The organism is Kitasatospora sp. NPDC015121 (assembly GCF_055562955.1).
This window is the reverse complement of record NZ_JBVHEH010000022.1, coordinates 111,235-128,861: the sequence shown is the minus strand read 5'-3', so window position 1 is coordinate 128,861 and position 17,627 is coordinate 111,235. Positions and strand designations below refer to the sequence as shown.

Annotated in this window: 16 protein-coding genes and 1 tRNA gene; 2 read left to right on the top strand and 15 right to left on the bottom strand. The window is 74.6% G+C overall.

Annotated elements, in window-relative coordinates:
- Nucleotides 1-4 precede the first annotated feature (4 nt).
- Entirely contained in the window at nucleotides 5-802 is a 798-nt protein-coding gene (locus ACZ3J7_RS29370; protein ID WP_465626275.1) for a methyltransferase domain-containing protein, read from the bottom strand.
- Between the two features lie 118 nt (nucleotides 803-920).
- On the opposite strand from ACZ3J7_RS29370, the gene ACZ3J7_RS29365 reads away from it, so the two are divergent.
- Nucleotides 921-1,415: a MarR family winged helix-turn-helix transcriptional regulator gene (locus ACZ3J7_RS29365; RefSeq protein ID WP_465626240.1), complete on the top strand. Its 495-nt coding sequence runs from the start codon at nucleotides 921-923 to the stop codon at nucleotides 1,413-1,415.
- A 23-nt stretch (nucleotides 1,416-1,438) separates the two neighbouring features.
- Here ACZ3J7_RS29365 and ACZ3J7_RS29360 read toward each other — a convergent pair whose 3' ends face one another.
- From ACZ3J7_RS29360 to ACZ3J7_RS29340, 5 genes are all read right to left on the bottom strand, one after another.
- Nucleotides 1,439-2,980 carry a polysaccharide biosynthesis protein gene (locus tag ACZ3J7_RS29360; RefSeq protein ID WP_465626238.1) on the bottom strand — a complete coding sequence of 514 codons (1,542 nt, stop codon included), beginning with the start codon at nucleotides 2,978-2,980 and terminating at the stop codon, nucleotides 1,439-1,441.
- 59 nt (nucleotides 2,981-3,039) lie between these two features.
- Nucleotides 3,040-3,927: a LuxR C-terminal-related transcriptional regulator gene (locus ACZ3J7_RS29355; RefSeq protein WP_465626236.1), complete on the bottom strand. Its 888-nt coding sequence runs from the start codon at nucleotides 3,925-3,927 to the stop codon at nucleotides 3,040-3,042.
- A 243-nt stretch (nucleotides 3,928-4,170) separates the two neighbouring features.
- On the bottom strand, nucleotides 4,171-5,130 hold the full coding sequence (gene galE, locus ACZ3J7_RS29350; protein WP_465626234.1) for a UDP-glucose 4-epimerase GalE: 960 nt from the start codon (nucleotides 5,128-5,130) through the stop codon (nucleotides 4,171-4,173).
- An 80-nt stretch (nucleotides 5,131-5,210) separates the two neighbouring features.
- Nucleotides 5,211-5,870 carry a LuxR C-terminal-related transcriptional regulator gene (locus ACZ3J7_RS29345; RefSeq protein ID WP_465626232.1) on the bottom strand — a complete coding sequence of 220 codons (660 nt, stop codon included), beginning with the start codon at nucleotides 5,868-5,870 and terminating at the stop codon, nucleotides 5,211-5,213.
- Between the two features lie 130 nt (nucleotides 5,871-6,000).
- Nucleotides 6,001-6,073: transfer RNA gene (locus ACZ3J7_RS29340), tRNA-Thr, on the bottom strand.
- Between the two features lie 180 nt (nucleotides 6,074-6,253).
- Here ACZ3J7_RS29340 and ACZ3J7_RS29335 point away from each other — a divergent pair.
- The gene (locus tag ACZ3J7_RS29335; RefSeq protein ID WP_465626230.1) at nucleotides 6,254-8,158 is read left to right on the top strand and encodes an FUSC family protein; all 1,905 of its coding nucleotides are present in this window, start codon (nucleotides 6,254-6,256) and stop codon (nucleotides 8,156-8,158) included.
- A gap of 16 nt (nucleotides 8,159-8,174) precedes the next feature.
- On the opposite strand, the gene ACZ3J7_RS29330 is transcribed toward ACZ3J7_RS29335, so the two are convergent.
- The 9 genes from ACZ3J7_RS29330 to rsmI form a co-directional block, all read right to left on the bottom strand.
- Nucleotides 8,175-9,986 carry an ABC-F family ATP-binding cassette domain-containing protein gene (locus ACZ3J7_RS29330; RefSeq protein WP_465626228.1) on the bottom strand — a complete coding sequence of 604 codons (1,812 nt, stop codon included), beginning with the start codon at nucleotides 9,984-9,986 and terminating at the stop codon, nucleotides 8,175-8,177.
- A gap of 67 nt (nucleotides 9,987-10,053) precedes the next feature.
- Nucleotides 10,054-11,040, bottom strand: a complete 987-nt coding sequence (locus ACZ3J7_RS29325) for an aldo/keto reductase (RefSeq protein ID WP_465626226.1) — start codon at nucleotides 11,038-11,040, stop codon at nucleotides 10,054-10,056.
- A gap of 77 nt (nucleotides 11,041-11,117) precedes the next feature.
- Nucleotides 11,118-12,044, bottom strand: coding sequence for a 4-(cytidine 5'-diphospho)-2-C-methyl-D-erythritol kinase (locus tag ACZ3J7_RS29320; protein ID WP_465626224.1), 927 nt, complete (start codon nucleotides 12,042-12,044; stop codon nucleotides 11,118-11,120).
- A gap of 2 nt (nucleotides 12,045-12,046) precedes the next feature.
- Nucleotides 12,047-12,931, bottom strand: a complete 885-nt coding sequence (rsmA, locus tag ACZ3J7_RS29315; protein ID WP_465626222.1) for a 16S rRNA (adenine(1518)-N(6)/adenine(1519)-N(6))-dimethyltransferase RsmA — start codon at nucleotides 12,929-12,931, stop codon at nucleotides 12,047-12,049.
- 16 nt (nucleotides 12,932-12,947) lie between these two features.
- Nucleotides 12,948-13,523 carry a Uma2 family endonuclease gene (locus tag ACZ3J7_RS29310; RefSeq protein ID WP_465626220.1) on the bottom strand — a complete coding sequence of 192 codons (576 nt, stop codon included), beginning with the start codon at nucleotides 13,521-13,523 and terminating at the stop codon, nucleotides 12,948-12,950.
- 24 nt (nucleotides 13,524-13,547) lie between these two features.
- Nucleotides 13,548-14,456: a TatD family hydrolase gene (locus ACZ3J7_RS29305; RefSeq protein WP_465626218.1), complete on the bottom strand. Its 909-nt coding sequence runs from the start codon at nucleotides 14,454-14,456 to the stop codon at nucleotides 13,548-13,550.
- Nucleotides 14,456-16,057 (bottom strand): methionine--tRNA ligase, encoded by a 1,602-nt coding sequence (metG, locus tag ACZ3J7_RS29300; protein WP_465626216.1) that lies wholly within the window; start codon nucleotides 16,055-16,057, stop codon nucleotides 14,456-14,458. Before metG ends, ACZ3J7_RS29305 begins: the two co-directional genes overlap by 1 nt.
- 84 nt (nucleotides 16,058-16,141) lie before the next feature.
- Nucleotides 16,142-16,552 (bottom strand): hypothetical protein, encoded by a 411-nt coding sequence (locus tag ACZ3J7_RS29295; RefSeq protein ID WP_465626214.1) that lies wholly within the window; start codon nucleotides 16,550-16,552, stop codon nucleotides 16,142-16,144.
- Nucleotides 16,553-16,746: 194 nt separating this feature from the next.
- Entirely contained in the window at nucleotides 16,747-17,613 is an 867-nt protein-coding gene (rsmI, locus tag ACZ3J7_RS29290; RefSeq protein WP_465626212.1) for a 16S rRNA (cytidine(1402)-2'-O)-methyltransferase, read from the bottom strand.
- Nucleotides 17,614-17,627 lie beyond the last annotated feature (14 nt).

The window sequence follows — 17,627 nt, the reverse complement described above, 5'->3', positions numbered from 1 at the left end:
CCGGTCAGTTCTTCACCGCCACCGCGAAGACCCGGCGGAACGGGAACAGCGTGCCGGGCCCGTCCGCCGGGTAGGCCGCGCGCAGCAGCTCCCCGTACTCGGCCAGGAACGCGGCCCGCTCCGCCGCCTGCGGCAGCAGGTCGAGCACCGGGCGCAGCGTGGAGCCCTTGACCCACTCCAGCACCGGGTCGGGGCCGGGCAGCACCATCGTGTACGTGGTCTCCCAGACGTCGGCGGTGCAGCCGGCCGCCAGCAGGGTCCGCGCGTAGCGGGCCGGTTCGTGGCAGGAGGCGTCCGGGCGGGCGGGGGCCAGCCGGTCGCGCCAGCGGGGGGCGCGGCGCAGCTCGGCGAGCAGGGTGTGGCTGGGGGCGGCGAAGTTCCCGGGCAGCTGGAAGGCGATCACCCCGCCGGGCCGCAGCGCGGCCGCCCAGCGCGGCAGCAGCTCCAGGTGGTCGGCGGTGTCGGTGTCCATCCAGTGCAGGGCGGCGTTGGAGGCGATCAGGTCGGGCCGTTCGGGCGCGGGGTCGTACGCCGTGACGTCCTGCTCCCGGTACGCGGCGGTGGGTTCGCCGTCCGCGCCGCGGGCCTTCGCCAGCAGTTCGGGCGAGGTGTCCAGGCCGAGCAGCCGGGCGTCCGGCCAGCGGCGGCGCAGTGCGGCGGTGGAGTTGCCCGGTCCGCAGCCGAGGTCGAGCACGGTGGGGGCGGGCGGCAGCTCGGGGACCCGGGCGAGCAGGTCGGCGAACGGGCGTCCGCGCAGGTCGGCGTAGTGCAGGTACTGGTCGGCGTCCCAGGTGGCGGGCATGGCGGACTCCCGAAAGTATCTCGACATCAAGATATTCCTGTTACCGCCGAGACTTCCTTTGTTATCTCTTGATGTCAAGAGACTTCACATCGACACACCCCCCGATACACTGATCGCCATGGAGGACGAGGTCGACCGCCTGGTCGCAGCATGGCGCCGAGAGCGCCCCGACCTCGACGTGGAACCGCTAGAGGTCCTCAGTCGGGTGAGCCGCCTCGCCCGCCACCTGGACCGGGCCCGCCGCACCGCCTTCGCCGAGCACGGCCTGGAGCCCTGGGAGTTCGACGTCCTCACCGCGCTGCGCCGCGCCGGGGACCCCTACCAGCTCTCCCCCGGCCAGCTCCTCACCCAGACCCTGGTCACCTCCGGCACCATGACCAACCGGATCGACCGCCTCACCGCCAAGGGCCTGGTCGTCCGCCTCCCCGACCCCGACGACCGCCGGGGCGTCCTGGTCCGCCTCACCGACGCCGGCCGCGACCGGGCCGACCAGGCCCTGGCCGGCCTCCTCGCCCACGAGCGCGAGATCCTCTCCCAGCTCGCCCCCGCCCAGCAGACCGAACTCGCCGCCCTGCTGCGCAGCCTGGTCGCCCCCTTCGACCGCGCCGGCTAGGCCGGCCCCGCCCGGGAGCCCCGCTAGAAGCCGTCCGGGTACGGCGTCGCCAGCGCGGGCGTCTTGGTGTGGGCGGTCTGGTAGCCGGGCAGCAGCGCCGCCAGCCGCTCGCGGACCTCGGGGTCCGAGTTGACGGTGGCCGCGTCGTACAGGCCGGTGAGGCCGCCCGCCAGGTCCTCCGGGACGGTGGCGTGGTCGGCGACGGTGGCGAAGATCCGGGGGTGCGCGGTGGGCAGGCGCTCCTCGTTGTCGGAGAACAGCGCCTCGTTGAGCTTCTCCCCGGCCCGCAGGCCGGTGTAGCGGATCTCCACCTCGTCCGCGCCGAGCTGGACCTGCTCGGCGAAGTTGTGCACCAGGTCGACGATCCGGACCGGCTCGCCCATGTCGAGGACGAACACCTCGCCGCCCTCGGCCATCCGCCCGGCCTCCAGGACCAGGCCGACGGCCTCCTCGATGGTCATGAAGAAGCGGGTGACGTCGGGGTGGGTGACCGTCACCGGGCCGCCGCTGCGCAGCTGCTCCTCCAGCACGGACAGCAGCGAACCGCGCGAGCCGAGGACGTTGCCGAAGCGGACGGCGGCGAAGACCCCGGTGCCGAGGTTGCGGGCGTCCCGGGCGTTGGCCTGGACGATCAGCTCGGCCAGCCGCTTGCTCGCGCCGAGCACGGACGTCGGGTCGGCGGCCTTGTCGGTGGAGATCAGCACGAAGCGCTCGACGCCGGTGGCCAGCGCGGCCTCGACCAGGTGGTCGGTGCCCAGCACGTTGGACTTGACGGCCTCGCTGGGGTGGCGCTCCAGCAGCGGCAGGTGCTTGTGCGCGGCGGCGTGGAAGACCACGTCGGGGCGCAGGTCGCGGAAGATCTGCTGGATCCGCGGGCGGTCCCGGATGTCGGCGATCACCAGGGACTCGTCGGTGAGCAGCGCCTCGCCCCAGATGTCGAGCTGGAGCCGGTGCAGGTTGGACTCGTCGTGGTCGAGCATGTAGAGCGCGGCCGGCCCGAACGCCTGGACCTGCCGGCACAGTTCGCTGCCGATCGAACCACCGGCGCCGGTCACCAGCACCCGGCGGCCCTCGATCACGGTGCGGACGTCCGGGGAGGCCACGTGCACCTCGTGCCGGCCGATCAGCCGGTTGACGTCCAGCGAGCGCAGGTCGGAGCCGACCACCTCGCGGCGCAGCGCGGCCAGGAAGGACGGCAGGTAGCGGACGGCGGCGCCGGCGGCGGCCGCGGCGGTGGCGAGTTCGCGGACCCGCTGGTGCGGGAGGCCGGGGATGGCGAGGACGACGACCTGGGCGTCGTGCGCGAGGGCCAGGCCGGTGAGGTCGGCGAGCGGCCCGAGGACGGGACTGCCGGAGACGTCCCGGCCGGCCTTGGCCGGGTCGTCGTCCAGGACGCCGACCGGGGTGAGGCCGAACTCGGGCGTCCGGCCCAGGTCGCGGACCAGGGCGGTCCCGGCGGAGCCGGCGCCGACGACCAGGGTGCGCAGGCCGGTCGAACCGGCCCGCTGGGCGGGCAGGCGGGGACGGTCCCCGTGCGGGCGTGCGGCAGTGGGGTGCGGCGACATCTGACCTCCGGTATCCCTGGACTCGCGGAGTGGAACGTGCGGGAGGGGGCGCGGCTGGTTCAGCCCGCGCCGGGGCCTGCGGTCGAGGCGACGGTCGGCGGGGGGACGGGGGCGGGCGGGTCGGACGGCGCGATCCCGGCCCGGCGGGCGACCGCGACCGCCGCGAGGGTCGAGTGGACGCCCAGCTTGCCCAGGACGTTCTGCATGTGGGTGCGGACGGTGTGCGGGGAGAGGAACAGCCGCTCGGCGACGGCCTGCCGGCCCAGGCCGGCGACCATGCAGCGCAGCACCTCCTCCTCGCGCGGGGTGAGCGCGGCGACCAGCCGCTCGCTCTCCGAGCGGTCCCGGCGGGCGGAGGTCAGCTCCCGGATCACGCCGGTGAGCAGCGCGGGCGGCAGGTGGGTCTCGTCGCGGCGCACGCCGCGCACCACCGCCATCAGCGCGCCCAGCGAACTCTCCCGCGCCACCCAGCCGTTGGCCCCGGCCTGGAGGGCGCGGGCGGCGCGCTGCGGGTCGTCCGCGGCGGCCAGCAGGACGGCCCGGACGTCGGGGTGGGAGCGCCGGATCCGGGCGACCAGGGCGATCCCGTCGGTCAGCGGCCGGACCTCCTCGGGCCGGCCGACGGCCGACGGCCCGGCGGAGGCGGTCCCGGCGGAGGCGGTCCCGGCGGAAGCGGCGGCTGCGGCGGCGTGCGGGGGCGGGGCGCCGCGCCGGGGCGCCGGTAACGCCGCCTGGGCGCGGAGCGGCGGCGCGGCGCCCAGGTCGACGTCGACCAGCACCACGTCGTACGGGCGGTGTTCGGCCACCGCCCGTTCCAGCGCGCGTTCGGCCGCCGCCGCGCTGCCCGCCGCCCCGACGTCCACGTCGGGTTCGGCGGCCAGTGCCGTGGCGAGCGCCTCGGCGAAGATCCGGTGGCCGTCGACCACCAGGACGCGCGTACGCCCCATCGTCCTGCCCCCCTGCTCGTGGCCCGACCCCCACCGGTGCCGCTCTCAGCCTACGGGCGGGCGCCGCCGCGGCGTGGGGGTTTGGTGAAGTTCCTGTACACAGGGTCTTCGGGGCCCCCGACCAGGCCGGGGGCGGGCCGGGACCGGGCCGGAGCCCGGCCGGGGAGCCGCCAGGTCAGGCCTGGTGGGCGGGGGTCCGGGCCGCCCGGGCCGGGGCCCGGGCGGGGAGGTCCGGGCGGGGGTTCAGGCGCGGTGGGCGAGGGTGAACTCCCAGGCGTCGGCGACGATCCGGTCCAGGTCGGGGTGCTCGGGCGTCCAGCCGAGGGCCTCGCGGGCGCGGTCGGCGGCGGCGACCAGCACGGCCGGGTCGCCGGGGCGGCGCCCGGCCATCCGGACCGGGATCTCGCGGCCGGTGACGCGCTTGACCGACTCGATCACCTCGCGCACCGAGAAGCCGGTGCCGTTGCCCAGGTTGCAGACCAGGTGCTCGCCCGGCTTCGCCGCGGTCAGCGCCAGCAGGTGCGCCCGCGCCAGGTCGGCGATGTGGATGTAGTCGCGGATGCAGGTGCCGTCCGGGGTCGGGTAGTCCTCGCCGAACACCGCGATGTCGGGGCGCTGGCCGAGCGCCGCCTGGAACACCAGCGGGATCAGGTGGGTCTCCGGCTCGTGCCGCTCGCCGAAGCGCCCGTAGGCGCCCGCCACGTTGAAGTAGCGCAGGCTGACCGCGGCCAGGCCGTGCGCGGTCGCCTCCGAGGTGATCAGGTGGTCGACCGCGAGCTTGGTGGCGCCGTAGGTGTTGGTCGGCGAGGTGCGGGCGGTCTCCTTGATCGGCACCTCCTCCGGCTCCCCGTACACCGCGGCGGTGGAGGAGAACACCAGCGTCCCGACGCCCGCCTTGCGCATCGCCGTCACCAGTTCGAGCGAACCGGCCACGTTGTTGCGCCAGTACTTCTCCGGGTCCGCCACCGACTCGCCGACCTGCGAGGACGCCGCGAAGTGCAGCACCCCGTCGAAGGAGGAGTCCAGCACCCCGGCCGCGTCCTGGATCCGGCCGCGGACGAACTCGGCGCCCTCCGGCACGCCCACGGCGAACCCGGTCGACAGGTCGTCCAGCACCGTCACCGCGTGCCCCGCCTCCAGCAGGTGCGCCGCCACCACGCTCCCCACGTAGCCGGCTCCGCCCGTGACCAGGTACTTGCCCATGCCTCTTCGACCTCCGCACAACTCTCGGGTGTTCCTCGTCCGGAGCATAGGGCACCCGTCCGGAGGCCCCGTCCGGGCGGTCAGGCCAGTTGGTCGAGCAGCCCGGTCCGGGCCGCCAGCGCGGCGGCCTCCAGCCGGGAGCGCGCGCCCAGTTTGGTCAGCACCCGCTGGACGTGCGTGCGGGCGGTGGACGGCGCGATCCGCATCGCGGCGGCGATCGCCGCGGTGTCCTCGCCGTCCGCGATCCGGGCCAGCACCTGGACCTCCCGCCGGGTCAGCAGCCGCAGCAGCCGCAGCGCCTCGTCGTCCGGCTCCGCCACCGGCCACAGCAGGTGCTCGAACGCGGCCCGCAGCACGTCCACCGCGACCGCCACCTCGCCCGCCCGGACCCGGGCGATCGCCCGGTCGACCACCTCGATCCGCTCGTCGCTGCGCACGTACCCGGCCGCCCCCGCCGCGAACGCCGCCGCGACCCGCCCCGGCGCCCCCAGCGGCCCCAGCACCACCACCGCGATCTCCGGCCGCTCCCGGCGCAGCCGCCGCAGCGGCTCGAACGGGTCGTCCGGCCCGCCCGCCGTCCCCAGCAGGCACACCTCCGGCCGCCGTCCCGCCACCAGTTCCGACACCGCCGCGCACGGCGACCCGATCCCCAGCACCCGGTGCCCGCGCTGCTGCAGGGCCGACCCCAGGGCCTCGGCCATCAACCGGTGGTCGTCCGCCACCACGAGCCGCGCGCTCATCCGTCCTTCGCCTCCCGGCTCGACAGACGCACCATCAGAGCGCACAATCGCCCGGCCCGCCAGAGGACCTCCGGAACCGGAACCCGGGAAACGCGAAAGGCCCCGCCTCACGGCGGGGCCTTCGAACCGGAGCCCCCATGCGGAATCGAACCGCAGACCTTCTCCTTACCATGGAGACGCTCTACCGACTGAGCTATAGGGGCTTGTTGCTCCGGGTCCCTCTCGGTCCCCCTCGCGACGAGGAAGACATTACATGCTCCGCCGACCACATGGGAAATCGGCTTCGGCCAGGTCGGAGGGCTAAACTGCCCGAGAAGACCCGATCTGCCGTGCAATGTCGCCCAGCAGCCGCGAACTCCCGTGCAGCGAAGGCGCGTGATCCTGTGCCAGCCCCCGGCCGCGGCCGTGCTCCCGGCGACCCCTCCGCGTGGTGGGCGCTGGCCCTGCGGCCGACCCGGCCGGTGGTGCCCTGGGCGCTGATGGTGCGGGCCGCGCTGGGGATGGCGGTGCCGCTGGGGCTGGGGCTGGTCTGCGACCGGCTGGCGCTGGGGGTGTTCGCGGCGCTGGGCGCGATGCACGCGACCATGAACGACCGGGTGGAGCCGCTGCGGCTGCGGGCGCCGCGGATCGGGCTGGCCCTGCTGGCCTCGACGACCGGGATGCTGATCGGCGCGGAGCTGCAGTACCGGGGCGCCGGCGGCCTGGAGATCGGGCTCGCGCTGACCGCGGTGGGCTTCGCCGGCGGGGCGCTGTCGGCGACCGGGCCGCGCGGCTCGGCGGCCGGGATGCTGCTGCTGGTGTCGGCCTCGCTGGGCGGCGGGATGGCGCTGCCGCACCCGTGGTGGGCGGCGCCCGCGATGATGCCGTGCGGGGCGGCGCTGGTGCTGCTGCTGGGGCTGCGCTACCGCACCGACGTCCGCTCGGACCCGCGGGCCCGGGCGCTGGCCGAGGTGTACCTGGCGCTCGGCGGCCTGCTCGCCGCCCTCGGCACCCCGGACGGCGCGGCGGCCCGCCGCCTGCTCACCGGCCGGCTCAACCAGCTGCAGGACCTGCTGCCGCCGCCCCGCCCCGGCCGCCGCGAGTCGCCCCGGCTGCACTGGCTGCGCCGCTCGTACGAGGCGGCGCTGGGCGCCACCGAGGCGGCGGCCGGCCTGCTGTGGGCGTGGCGGCCGGTGCCGCCGGAGGTCGCCGAACTGCCCGTCCGGCTGGCCGCGCAGATCACCGGCGGCCCGGAGCCCGCGTACCCCGCGTGGCGGCCGGACACGCCGTCCCGGACGGCGTTCGACACCGCGCTGCGGGCCGCCGCCGACACCGTCGCGGGCCGCTGGGCGCCGCTGGACACCGCCGCCCCGCCGCCGCCGGACCCGTGGCGGCTGCGGGTGCGGCTGCTGTCCCGGGGCTCGGTGCGCTACGGGCTGCGGGTGGCGCTGTGCGTGGCGGTCGCCGAGGCGGCGGTGAACGGGCTGACGCTGAGCCGCAGTTACTGGGTGCCGATGACGGTGGCGTTCGTCCTCAAGCCGGACCTGGGCTCGGTGTTCCAGCGGGCGGTCAGCCGGGCGCTCGGGACGGTGCTGGGGATCGCGGTCACGGCGGCGCTGCTGGCGGTGACCACCGACTCCTGGGCGCTGAGCCTGGCGGTGTCGCTGTGCGTGGCGCTGCTGCCGTACTCGACGGCCGTGCACTACGGGGTGAACACCATCGTGATGACGCCGGTGGCGCTGCTGCTGGTGCAGCTCGGCGGGGAGAGCGGGGCCGCCGAGTTCTGGCCCCGGGTGCTGGACACCGCGCTGGGCAGCGGCATCGTGCTGCTCTTCGGCTACCTGCTGTGGCCCGAGCGGCCGCCGCACCGGATCGAGCCGGGCATCGTCACCGCCGCGGCCGCCGTCCGGGCGTACCTGGCGGCGGTGGCCCGAGTCGAGCCGGTCGCCGAGGTGTGGCTGCGCCGCACCGCGTACCGGGCGCTGGCCGACGCCCGGCAGCAGGTCAACCTGGGGCTGGCCGAGCCCCCGCCGGCCGGGCGGCTCGCCGAGCAGTGGGTGCCCGCCACGGCGGCGCTGGAACGCCTGTCGGGGGCGGTCGCCGCGTACGCCGCGCAGTTGCGCTACGGCGGGCGGGAGCCCGAGCCGGAGGTGATCGAGCGGGTGCTGCGCTCGCTGGACCGGCTCACCGACGCCGCCCGCGCCCACCGCCCGCCGGCCGGCCTCGCCGCCCGGCCGACCGGCCCGCACGACCCGGAGCGCAGCGCGCTGGCCCGGGCCGCGGACGAGCTGGACGTGCTGCTGGGCTGAGCGGCCGCCCTCCGGCTCAGACCTGCTCGGCCAGCTCCAGCCAGGACAGCTCCAGCTCCTCCTTGTCCTCGCGGACCTTGCGCAGCTGCGCGTCCAGCTCGGCGACCTTGGAGAAGTCGGCGGCGTGCTCGGCGAGTTGCGCGTGCAGCTTGGACTCCTGCTCGTCCAGCTTGGCGATCTGCCGCTCCAGCTTCTGCAGCTCCTTCTTCGCGGCCCGCAGGTCGCCCGCCGACAGCCCGGAGGGCTCCGGGGCGGCCGGCAACCGGGCGGCGGCGCTCGCGGCGGCGGCCTCGGCCATCGCGGTGCGCCGCTCCAGGTACTCGTCGACGCCGCCCGGGAGCATCCGCATCCGGCGGTCGCCGAGCAGCGCGTACGCGGTGTCGGTGGTGCGCTCGATGAAGAACCGGTCGTGGCTGATCACGACCATCGAGCCGGGCCAGCCGTCGAGCACGTCCTCCAGCTGGTTGAGGGTCTCGATGTCGAGGTCGTTGGTGGGCTCGTCGAGGAACAGCACGTTCGGCTCGTCCATCAGCAGCCGCAGCAGCTGCAGCCGGCGCCGCTCGCCGCCGGAGAGGTCGCCGACCGGCGTCCACTGCTTGTCCTTGCCGAAGCCGAACTGCTCGCACAGCTGCCCGGCGCTCATCTCCCGGCCCTTGCCGAGGTCGACCCGGCCGCGGACCTGCTCGACGGCCTGCAGCACCCGGGTGGCCGGGTCCAGCTCGGCGACCTCCTGGGAGAGGTACGCGAGCCGGACGGTCTTGCCGACCTTGATCACGCCGCCGGCCGGCTGCACGTCGCCCTCGGTCGCGTACGCGGCCTGCATCGCCCGCAGCAGCGAGGTCTTGCCGGCGCCGTTGACGCCGAGCAGGCCGATCCGGTCGCCCGGGCCGAGCTGCCAGGTCAGCCGCTCCAGGAGCAGCTTCTCGCCGGCCTTGACGGTCACGTCCTCCAGGTCGAAGACGGTGCGGCCGAGGCGGGCGTTGGCGAACTTCATCAGCTCGGACTTGTCGCGCGGCTCCGGCACGTCCGCGATCAGCGCGTTCGCGGCCTCGATCCGGTAGCGCGGCTTCGAGGTGCGGGCGGGGGCGCCCCGGCGCAGCCAGGCCAGCTCCTTGCGGGCCAGGTTCTGCCGCTTCTGCTCCTCGGTGGCCTCGATCCGGGAGCGCTCGGCGCGGGCGAACACGTAGTCCGAGTAGCCGCCCTCGTACTCGCGGACCTCGCCGCGCTGGACGTCCCACATCCGGGTGCAGACCTGGTCCAGGAACCAGCGGTCGTGGGTGACGCAGACCAGCGCGGAGCGGCGGTTCTGCAGGTGCTTGGCGAGCCAGGCGATGCCCTCGACGTCGAGGTGGTTGGTGGGCTCGTCCAGCACGACCAGGTCGGGCTCGCCGAGCAGCAGCTTGGCGAGCGCGATCCGGCGGCGCTCGCCGCCGGAGAGCGGCCCGATCACGGTGTCCAGGCCGTCGGCGAACCCGGGCAGGTCGAGGCCGCCGAACAGGCCCTGGACGATGTCGCGGATCCGGGCGTCGCCGAGCCACTCGTGGTCGGCCCGGTCCGCGATCACCTCGTGCCGGATGGTGGCCTTCGGGTCCAGCGAGTCGTGCTGGGTCAGCACGGCCAGCTGGAGCCCGCCGGAGTGGGTGATCCGTCCGCTGTCGGGCTCCTCCAGCTTGGCGAGCATCCGGATCAGCGTCGTCTTGCCGTCACCGTTGCGGCCCACCACACCGATCCGGTCGCCCTCGCTGACGCCGAGGCTGACCCCGTCCAGCAGGGCCCTGGTGCCGTACACCTTGGTGACGGACTCGATGGTGGCGAGGTTGACGGCCACGAAGCTGCACTCCTGAGGAAGGGGCTGGGGTCTCCAGCCTAGTGCCGCCCCCGCCCCCGTCCCGTCCCTACCGGGCCTGGTCCAGCGACGCCCGCTGCTCGGCGGTCAGTTCCAGGTCCAGCGCGGCCAGGCTCTCGTCCAGCTGCGCCACCGAGGACGCGCCGACCAGCGGGATCGCCGGCAGTTCGCCGCCGAGCAGCCAGGCCAGCACGACCTGGTTGCGGGTGGCGCCGGTCTGCCGGGCCACCGCGTCGAGCGCGGCGAGCCGGGTGGGGGTGCCGGCATGGTCGAAGGACGGGCCGAGCGGCTTGTCGGAGCGGACGTAGCCGCCGCCGAGCAGCGGGGAGTAGGCGACCAGGGTGAGCTCGGGGCTCTCCTTGAGGTAGGTGATCAGGTCGCCCTGGACGGCGGCCTGGTCGCCGTCCGCGCAGGTCAGGCCGGGCAGGTCGCCGCGGCGGCGCAGGTAGGTGTGGCCGTACTGGAGCACCTCGTAGCCGGGCAGGCCGGCCCGCGCGGCGAGGTTGCGGGCCCGCTCGACCCGCCAGGACCAGTGGTTGGAGACGCCGAGCAGCCCGACCGTCCCCTCCTCGACCAGTGCGCCGAACGCCCGCACGGTCTCCTCCAGCGGCACCGTCCGGTCCTCGACGTGCGCGTACAGCAGGTCGAGCTTCTCCACGCCCAGCCGCTTGCGGCTGGCCTCCGAGGAGGCCCGGACCACCTCGGCGGACAGGCCCTCGCCGTTCTCGATGAACCCGGTGCCGGGCGCCTTCGGCCGGGCCCCGAGCTTGGTCGCGATCACCACCTCGTCGGTGATCCCCCGGCTGGCCCGCCACCGCCCGAGCAGCTCCTCGCTGGCGCCGCCCTGGCTGTCGTCCTGCCAGTACGCGTAGTTGTTGGAGGTGTCGATGAAGGTGCCGCCCGCCTCGACGTACCGGTCCAGCACGGCGAAGGAGGTGGCCTCGTCGGTGAGCGTGCCGAACAGCATCGCCCCGAGGCTCAGCACGCTGACCTCGCGACGGGTGCGCGGATCGGTTCCGATGGTGCGCTTGCGCATCCGGGTGTCCCCTCGTCATCGCGGTCCGCCCGGTGCGGGCCGCGGTGACGAGTCTGGAACCCGGAGCGCGCTCCAGGTCAAGCAGAGGTGTGGACCACCTGGGCACCCGGGACCGGGCCGTGGGTGGCGTGGGCGGTCCGGCAGGTGCCGGAGGCGCGCAGGGCGGCGGCGACGTGGGCGGCGGAGTCGGCGTCCTTGGCGAGGAAGGCGCAGGTCGGGCCGGAGCCGGAGACCAGGGCGGCCAGGGCGCCGGCCTCGGTGCCGGCGTGCAGGGTGTCGGCGAGGGCGGGGCGCAGCGAGACGGCGGCGGCCTGCAGGTCGTTGCCGAGGGCGGCGGCCAGCGCGACGGGGTCGCCGTCGGCGAGGGCGGCGAGCAGCGCGGGGTCGGGGTCGGGGGTGGGGACGTCGGCGGTCGAGGAGCCGAGGCCGGACTCCTCGCGCAGCCGGTCGCACTCGCGGAAGACGGCCGGGGTGGAGAGTCCGCCGTCGGCGACCGCGAACACCCAGTGGAACGTCCCGGAGACCGGCAGCGGCTCCAGCAGCTCGCCCCGGCCACGGCCCAGCGCGACGCCGCCGAGCAGCGCGAACGGGACGTCGGAGCCGAGTTCGGCGGCCAGTTCCAGCAGGGTCTCCAGCGGGGTGTGCAGGCCCCACAGCGCGTCGCAGGCGAGCAGCGCGGCGGCGCCGTCCGCGCTGCCGCCGGCCATGCCGCCGGCGACCGGGATGGCCTTGTCGATGTGCAGGTGCACGCCGGGTTCGGCGAGGCCGTGGCGGGCGGCGAGCAGCCGGGCGGCGCGGGCGGCCAGGTTGCCGTCGTCGAGCGGGACGGCGGCGGCGTCGGGGCCGTCGCAGCTGAGCGTGACGCCCTCGCCGGGGGTGGCGGTGACCTGGTCGCCGAGGGCGACGGCGAAGAAGACGTTCGCCAGGTCGTGGTAGCCGTCGGGGCGGACCCCGCCGACGCCGAGCTGCACGTTGACCTTGGCGGGGACCCGGACCGTGACCATGTTCAGTGTTCCTCCGCTGCCTTCGGCTTGTGCTCGGCGATCGCGGCGAACTGCTCGACGGTGAGCATCTCGCCGCGCAGCGTGTGGTCGATCCCGGCGCCGCGCAGCGCCTCCTCGGCGGCGGCGGGCGAGCCGGCCCAGCCGGCCAGGGCGGCCCGCAGGGTCTTGCGGCGCTGGGCGAACGCGGCGTCGACGACGGCGAACACCTCGCGGCGGGTGGCGGTGGTGGCCGGCGGGTCGCGGCGGACCAGCGAGACCAGGCCGGAGTCGACGTTCGGCGCGGGCCAGAACACGTTCCGCCCGATCGCCCCGGCGCGCTTCACGTCCGCGTACCAGTTGGCCTTCACCGAGGGCACGCCGTACACCTTGCTGCCGGGCTTGGCGGCGAGCCGGTCGGCGACCTCGCTCTGCACCATCACCAGGGTGCGCTCGATGCTGGGGAAGTGCTCCAGCATGTGCAGCAGCACCGGCACCGCGACGTTGTACGGCAGGTTCGCCACCAGCGCGGTCGGCGCGGGGCCGGGCAGCTCGGTGACCTCCATCGCGTCGCTGAGCACCAGGTCGAAGGCGTCGGCCTTCGCGGGCATCCGCCCCTGCACGGTGTCCGGCAGGTGCCGCGCCAGCACCGGGTCGATCTCCACCGCCGTGACGTGCCGCGCCACCTCCAGCAGCGCCAGCGTCAACGACCCGAGCCCCGGCCCGACCTCGACGACCGCGTCCTCACCGGTCACCTCCGCCGCCCGGACGATCCGCCGCACGGTGTTCCCGTCGATGACGAAGTTCTGCCCGCGCTGCTTGGTCGGCTTCACGCCGAACGCCTCGGCCAGCGCGCGGATGTCGGCGGCGCCCAGCAGGTGGCCGTCGGAGGTGGGTTCGGTGGTGCTCACCCGCCAAGGATACGGGTCAGAGCTCGACCAGCCGCTTGAGATCGATCTCGACGGGGAACGGCAGGTCGGTGCGGAGCAGCCCCTCGTGTACCGCGTACGGGAGATAGACGGCCTGCGCTTCGTCGAGCCGGAACTCGTGCACGAGGGGGAGGTCGTTCTCTCCGCGTTCGACACGCCAGTAGGACGGAACCCCCGTCTCGGCGTAGAGACCGGGCTTGGTGAAGCGGTCGGCCGCCCGCGACCCGGGGGAGACGACCTCCACGTTCAGGGCCACCGAATCGATGGGGGTGCACTCCAGCTCGAACACGTTCAGACCGGTCTTGTCGAACACCACCACGTCGGGCAGCAGCACGTTGCGCTCGTTGAGCAGGACGCAGCGTTCGACGTTCACCGCGTAGGGCGCGGTCCTCGCCGCACGCAGTTCCGCAAAGAGCTGGTCCCGCACCTGGTCGTGCCACAGCAGAGTCTGTCCTCGGACCACGATCGCTCCGTCCACCAGTTCCCACTTGAACGGCAGATCGAGCTCATTGACCTGGTCGAACGTCCAGCCGCTGGCCGGCGGGCGCACCCAGTCGATCGGTTCGGCGGTCATCTCAGCCTCCTCGCTGCCTCCATGCTAACGAGGGGGCCCGTCGCCGGGGTGCGGTCGGTAGCCGAAGGCGCGGGCGGTGTTGGCGGCGATCGCGGTGGCGAGTTCGTCCTCGCCGAGCGCCAGGTGGTCGGCCATCGCGCGCAGGGTGACCGGGATCAGGTACGGGGCGTTGGGGCGGCCGCGGTAGGGGTGGGGGGTGAGGAAGGGGGCGTCGGTCTCGATCAGGACGCGGTCGAGGGGGGTGGCGGTGAGGGCTTCGCGCAGGGGGTGGTTGGCCTTGTAGGTGACGGGGCCGGCGAAGGAGAGGTACCAGCCGTGCTCGGCGCAGGTGCGGGCCATCGCGGCGTCGCCGGAGTAGCAGTGGAAGACGGTGCGCTCGGGGGCGCCCTCGTCGAGGAGGAGGGCGATGACGTCGTCGTGGGCGTCGCGGTCGTGGATGACCAGGGCCTTGCCGTGGCGCTTGGCGATCTCGATGTGCCGGCGGAAGGACTCCTTCTGCAGGTCGACGCCCTCGGGGCCGGTGCGGAAGTAGTCGAGGCCGGTCTCCCCGACGGCGAGGACGTGCGGGAGGGCGGCCAGGCGGTCGATCTCGGCGAGGGCCTCGTCGAGGGCGTCCTGCCCGCCGGCCGCGCGCCGCTGCCCGGACCAGCCGTCGGGGTCGCCGAGGAAGATCCGGGGGGCCTCGTTGGGGTGCAGGGCGACGGCGGCGTGCACCTGCTCGAACTGCGCGGCGAGGTCGGCGGCCCACCGCGAGCCGGGGACGTCGCAGCCGACCTGGACGACGGTGGTGACGCCGACCGAGGCGGCCCGGGCCAGGCCCTCGGCGGGGGTGCCGGCCTGCATGTCGAGGTGGGTGTGCGAGTCGGCGACCGGGACGGCCAGCGGTTCGGGCAGCGGCGGCGGGGTGCGGTCCTGCTCCTTCTTGCCGGCCATCAGAGCGCGGCCTTCTCGTCGAGGCGGGGGAAGAGGATCTCGCCCTTGGTGACGGTCACCCCGGCGGGCAGCCGGCCCCAGTCGGCGACGGTGGCGATCCGCTGCCCGTCGAGCGCGCCCAGCGCGGCCTCGGCGCCGAGCGACGCCCAGAGCTTGGCGGCGGAGTCCGGCATCAGCGGGTTGAGCAGGACGGCGGTGGCCCGCAGCGCCTCGGCGGCGGTGTACAGGACGGTGGCGAGCCGGTCCTGTCCGTCGGGGGACTTGGCGACCTTCCAGGGCTCCTGCTCGGTGAGGTAGCCGTTGACCAGCTTGACGAACTCGAAGACGGCCGCGATGCCGCCCGCGAAGTCGAGCTCCTCGCCGATCCTCCGGTCGGCCTCGGCGGCGGCCTTCACCAGCGCGTCGGCGACGGCCCGTTCGGCGGGGCCGGACGCGGTGGCGGCGGGCAGCGCGCCGTCGAAGTACTTGCCGACCATCGCGGCGACCCGGGAGGCCAGGTTGCCGAAGTCGTTGGCGAGTTCGGAGGTGTAGCGGGCGGTGAAGTCCTCCCAGGAGAAGGACCCGTCGGTGCCGAACGGGATGGCCCGCAGGAAGTAGTAGCGGTACGCGTCGACGCCGAAGTGCGAGGTCAGGTCGGTGGGCGCGATGCCGGTGAGGTTGGACTTGCTCATCTTCTCGCCGCCGACCATCAGCCAGCCGTTGGCGACGACCCGGCGCGGCAGCGGCAGCCCGGCGGCCATCAGCATGGCGGGCCAGATGACGGCGTGGAAGCGCAGGATGTCCTTGCCGACCAGGTGCACGGAGGCGGGCCACAACCGGGCGAAGCGCTCGGGGTCGCTGCCGTAGCCGGCGGCGGTGATGTAGTTCTGCAGGGCGTCGACCCACACGTACAGGACGTGCTTGTCGTCCCAGGGCAGCGGGACGCCCCAGTCGAAGGTGGAGCGGGAGATCGACAGGTCCTTGAGGTCCTGCTCGACGAAGCGCAGCACCTCGTTGCGGGCGGAGGCGGGCTGGATGAAGTCCGGGTTGGCGGCGTAGAACTCCAGCAGCTTCGGGCCGTACGCGGAGAGCCGGAAGAAGTAGTTCTCCTCCTCCAGCCACTCGACCGGGCGCTTGTGGACGGGGCAGAGCCTCTCGTCGTCCGTCGCGCCGGGCAGCAGTTCGCCGGGGAGCTTGTACTCCTCGCAGCCGACGCAGTACGGGCCGGTGTAACTGCCCTGGTAGATCTCGCCCTTGTCGTACAGGTCCTGGACGAACTCCTGCACGCGGTCGGTGTGCCGGGCCTGGGTGGTGCGGATGAAGTCGTCGTTGGCGATCCGCAGGTGCTCCCAGAGCGGCTTCCAGGCCTCCTCGACCAGCTTGTCGCACCACTCCTGCGGGGTGACGCCGTTGGCCTCGGCGGTGCGCAGGATCTTCTGGCCGTGCTCGTCGGTGCCGGTGAGGTACCAGACGTCCTCGCCGCGCTGACGGTGCCACCGGGTCAGCACGTCGCCCGCGACCGTCGTGTACGCGTGGCCCAGGTGCGGCCGGTCGTTCACGTAGTAGATCGGGGTGGTGACGTAGTACGCGTCGCTGCTGGTGTGCTCTTCCAAGGCCGCCATACCCGGAAATCCTAGTGGCCCGGCGCCACCGCCCCGGACCGCCCCGGTGGGGCGGTCCGGCGGGTGGGCGGTCGGCCGGCGCGGTCAGCCGGTGCGGCGCAGCCAGGCGCGCCAGCGGCGCCTGGCCCGCAGCCGGGCGGGCACCGGCGGGCCTTCGGGCTCGGCCGTGGGGGGCCAGCCGGGGGCCATCACGGCGGCCATGTCGGCGACCCGGCCGGCCCGCATGATCCGGACCCGTTCGCCGCCGCAGCCGGGGCAGGCCAGTTCGCGCAGCGGCGAGGGGACCCGGACCCCGTTCGCCGTGTACTCGACCACGGTGTGGCCGTCCTTGGCCGTGTGGTGCTCGATGTCGTACGCCTGCTCCCAGCCGTAGCCGCAGTTGAGGCAGGCGAAGGAGTAGGCCTCGTGGACCGTCTGCACGGGCGCGGGACGGCTGGTCGTGCCGAGTCCGCTGGGTGCTCCGCCGTTCCGGGGGCCGTCGATCGTGTCGCTCATGCGCGCCACCTCGCTTCGCTCGGAGCCCGTCGCCCGGTCCTGGCGGCCGGGTGCGGGGTGTTGCATCCCAGGGAATGCCCGGGAGGCTCGGTCCGATGCCCGGCTTGCCAAGTCTTGGCCCCGAATTGGCCCACCGCTGGGGTGCTCATTCCAACGTACGCGCGATTTCGGCCATTGCCATACAAGCTGACCGGTCAGCCCGTCGGGAGCCCCGTTCCGGGCGCGTGCTTGGCCGCCACCACCGCGTCGAACACGATCGACTTGCGCAGGCCCAGCTCGGCCGCGACCGCCGCGATCGCCTCCTTGCGGCGCTCCCCGGCCTCCTCCCGGGCGGCCACCAGCCGGGCCAGCTCGGCCGGGCCGACCTCCTCGGGCGCGGCGGGCGGGGCACCGGCCACCACCACGGTGATCTCGCCGCGGACGCCGTCGGCGGCCCAGGCGGCGAGCTCGGCCAGCGGGCCGCGCTTGACCTCCTCGTACGTCTTGGTCAGCTCCCGGCAGACCGCGGCGGGGCGGTCGGCGCCGAACGCCACGGCCATCGCGGCGAGCGTCTCGGCGATCCGGTGCGGGGCCTCGAAGAACACCATGGTGCGCGGCTCGGCGGCGACCTGGGCGAGCTGCCGGGCCCGGTCGCCGGCCTTGCGCGGCAGGAAGCCCTCGAAGGCGAAGCGGTCGACCGGCAGCGCGGAGAGCGCCAGCGCGGTCAGCACCGCGGACGGGCCGGGCACCGCGGTGACCTTGATCCCGGCCGTGACGGCCGCGTCCACCAGCCGGTAGCCGGGGTCGGAGACCGAGGGCATGCCGGCGTCGGTGACCAGCAGCACCCGGGAGCCGTCCTGCAGCGCGGCCACCAGCTCGGGCGTGCGGGCCACCTCGTTGCCCTCGAAGTACGACACCACCCGGCCGGCCGGGACCACGCCGAGCGCCTGGGTCAGCCGGCGCAGCCGCCGGGTGTCCTCGGCCGCGATGACGTCGGCCCCGGCGAGTTCGGCGCGCAGTCGGGGCGGCGCGTCCTCGACGTCGCCGATGGGGGTACCTGCCAGTACGAGAACACCAGTCACGGGCACCATCCTCC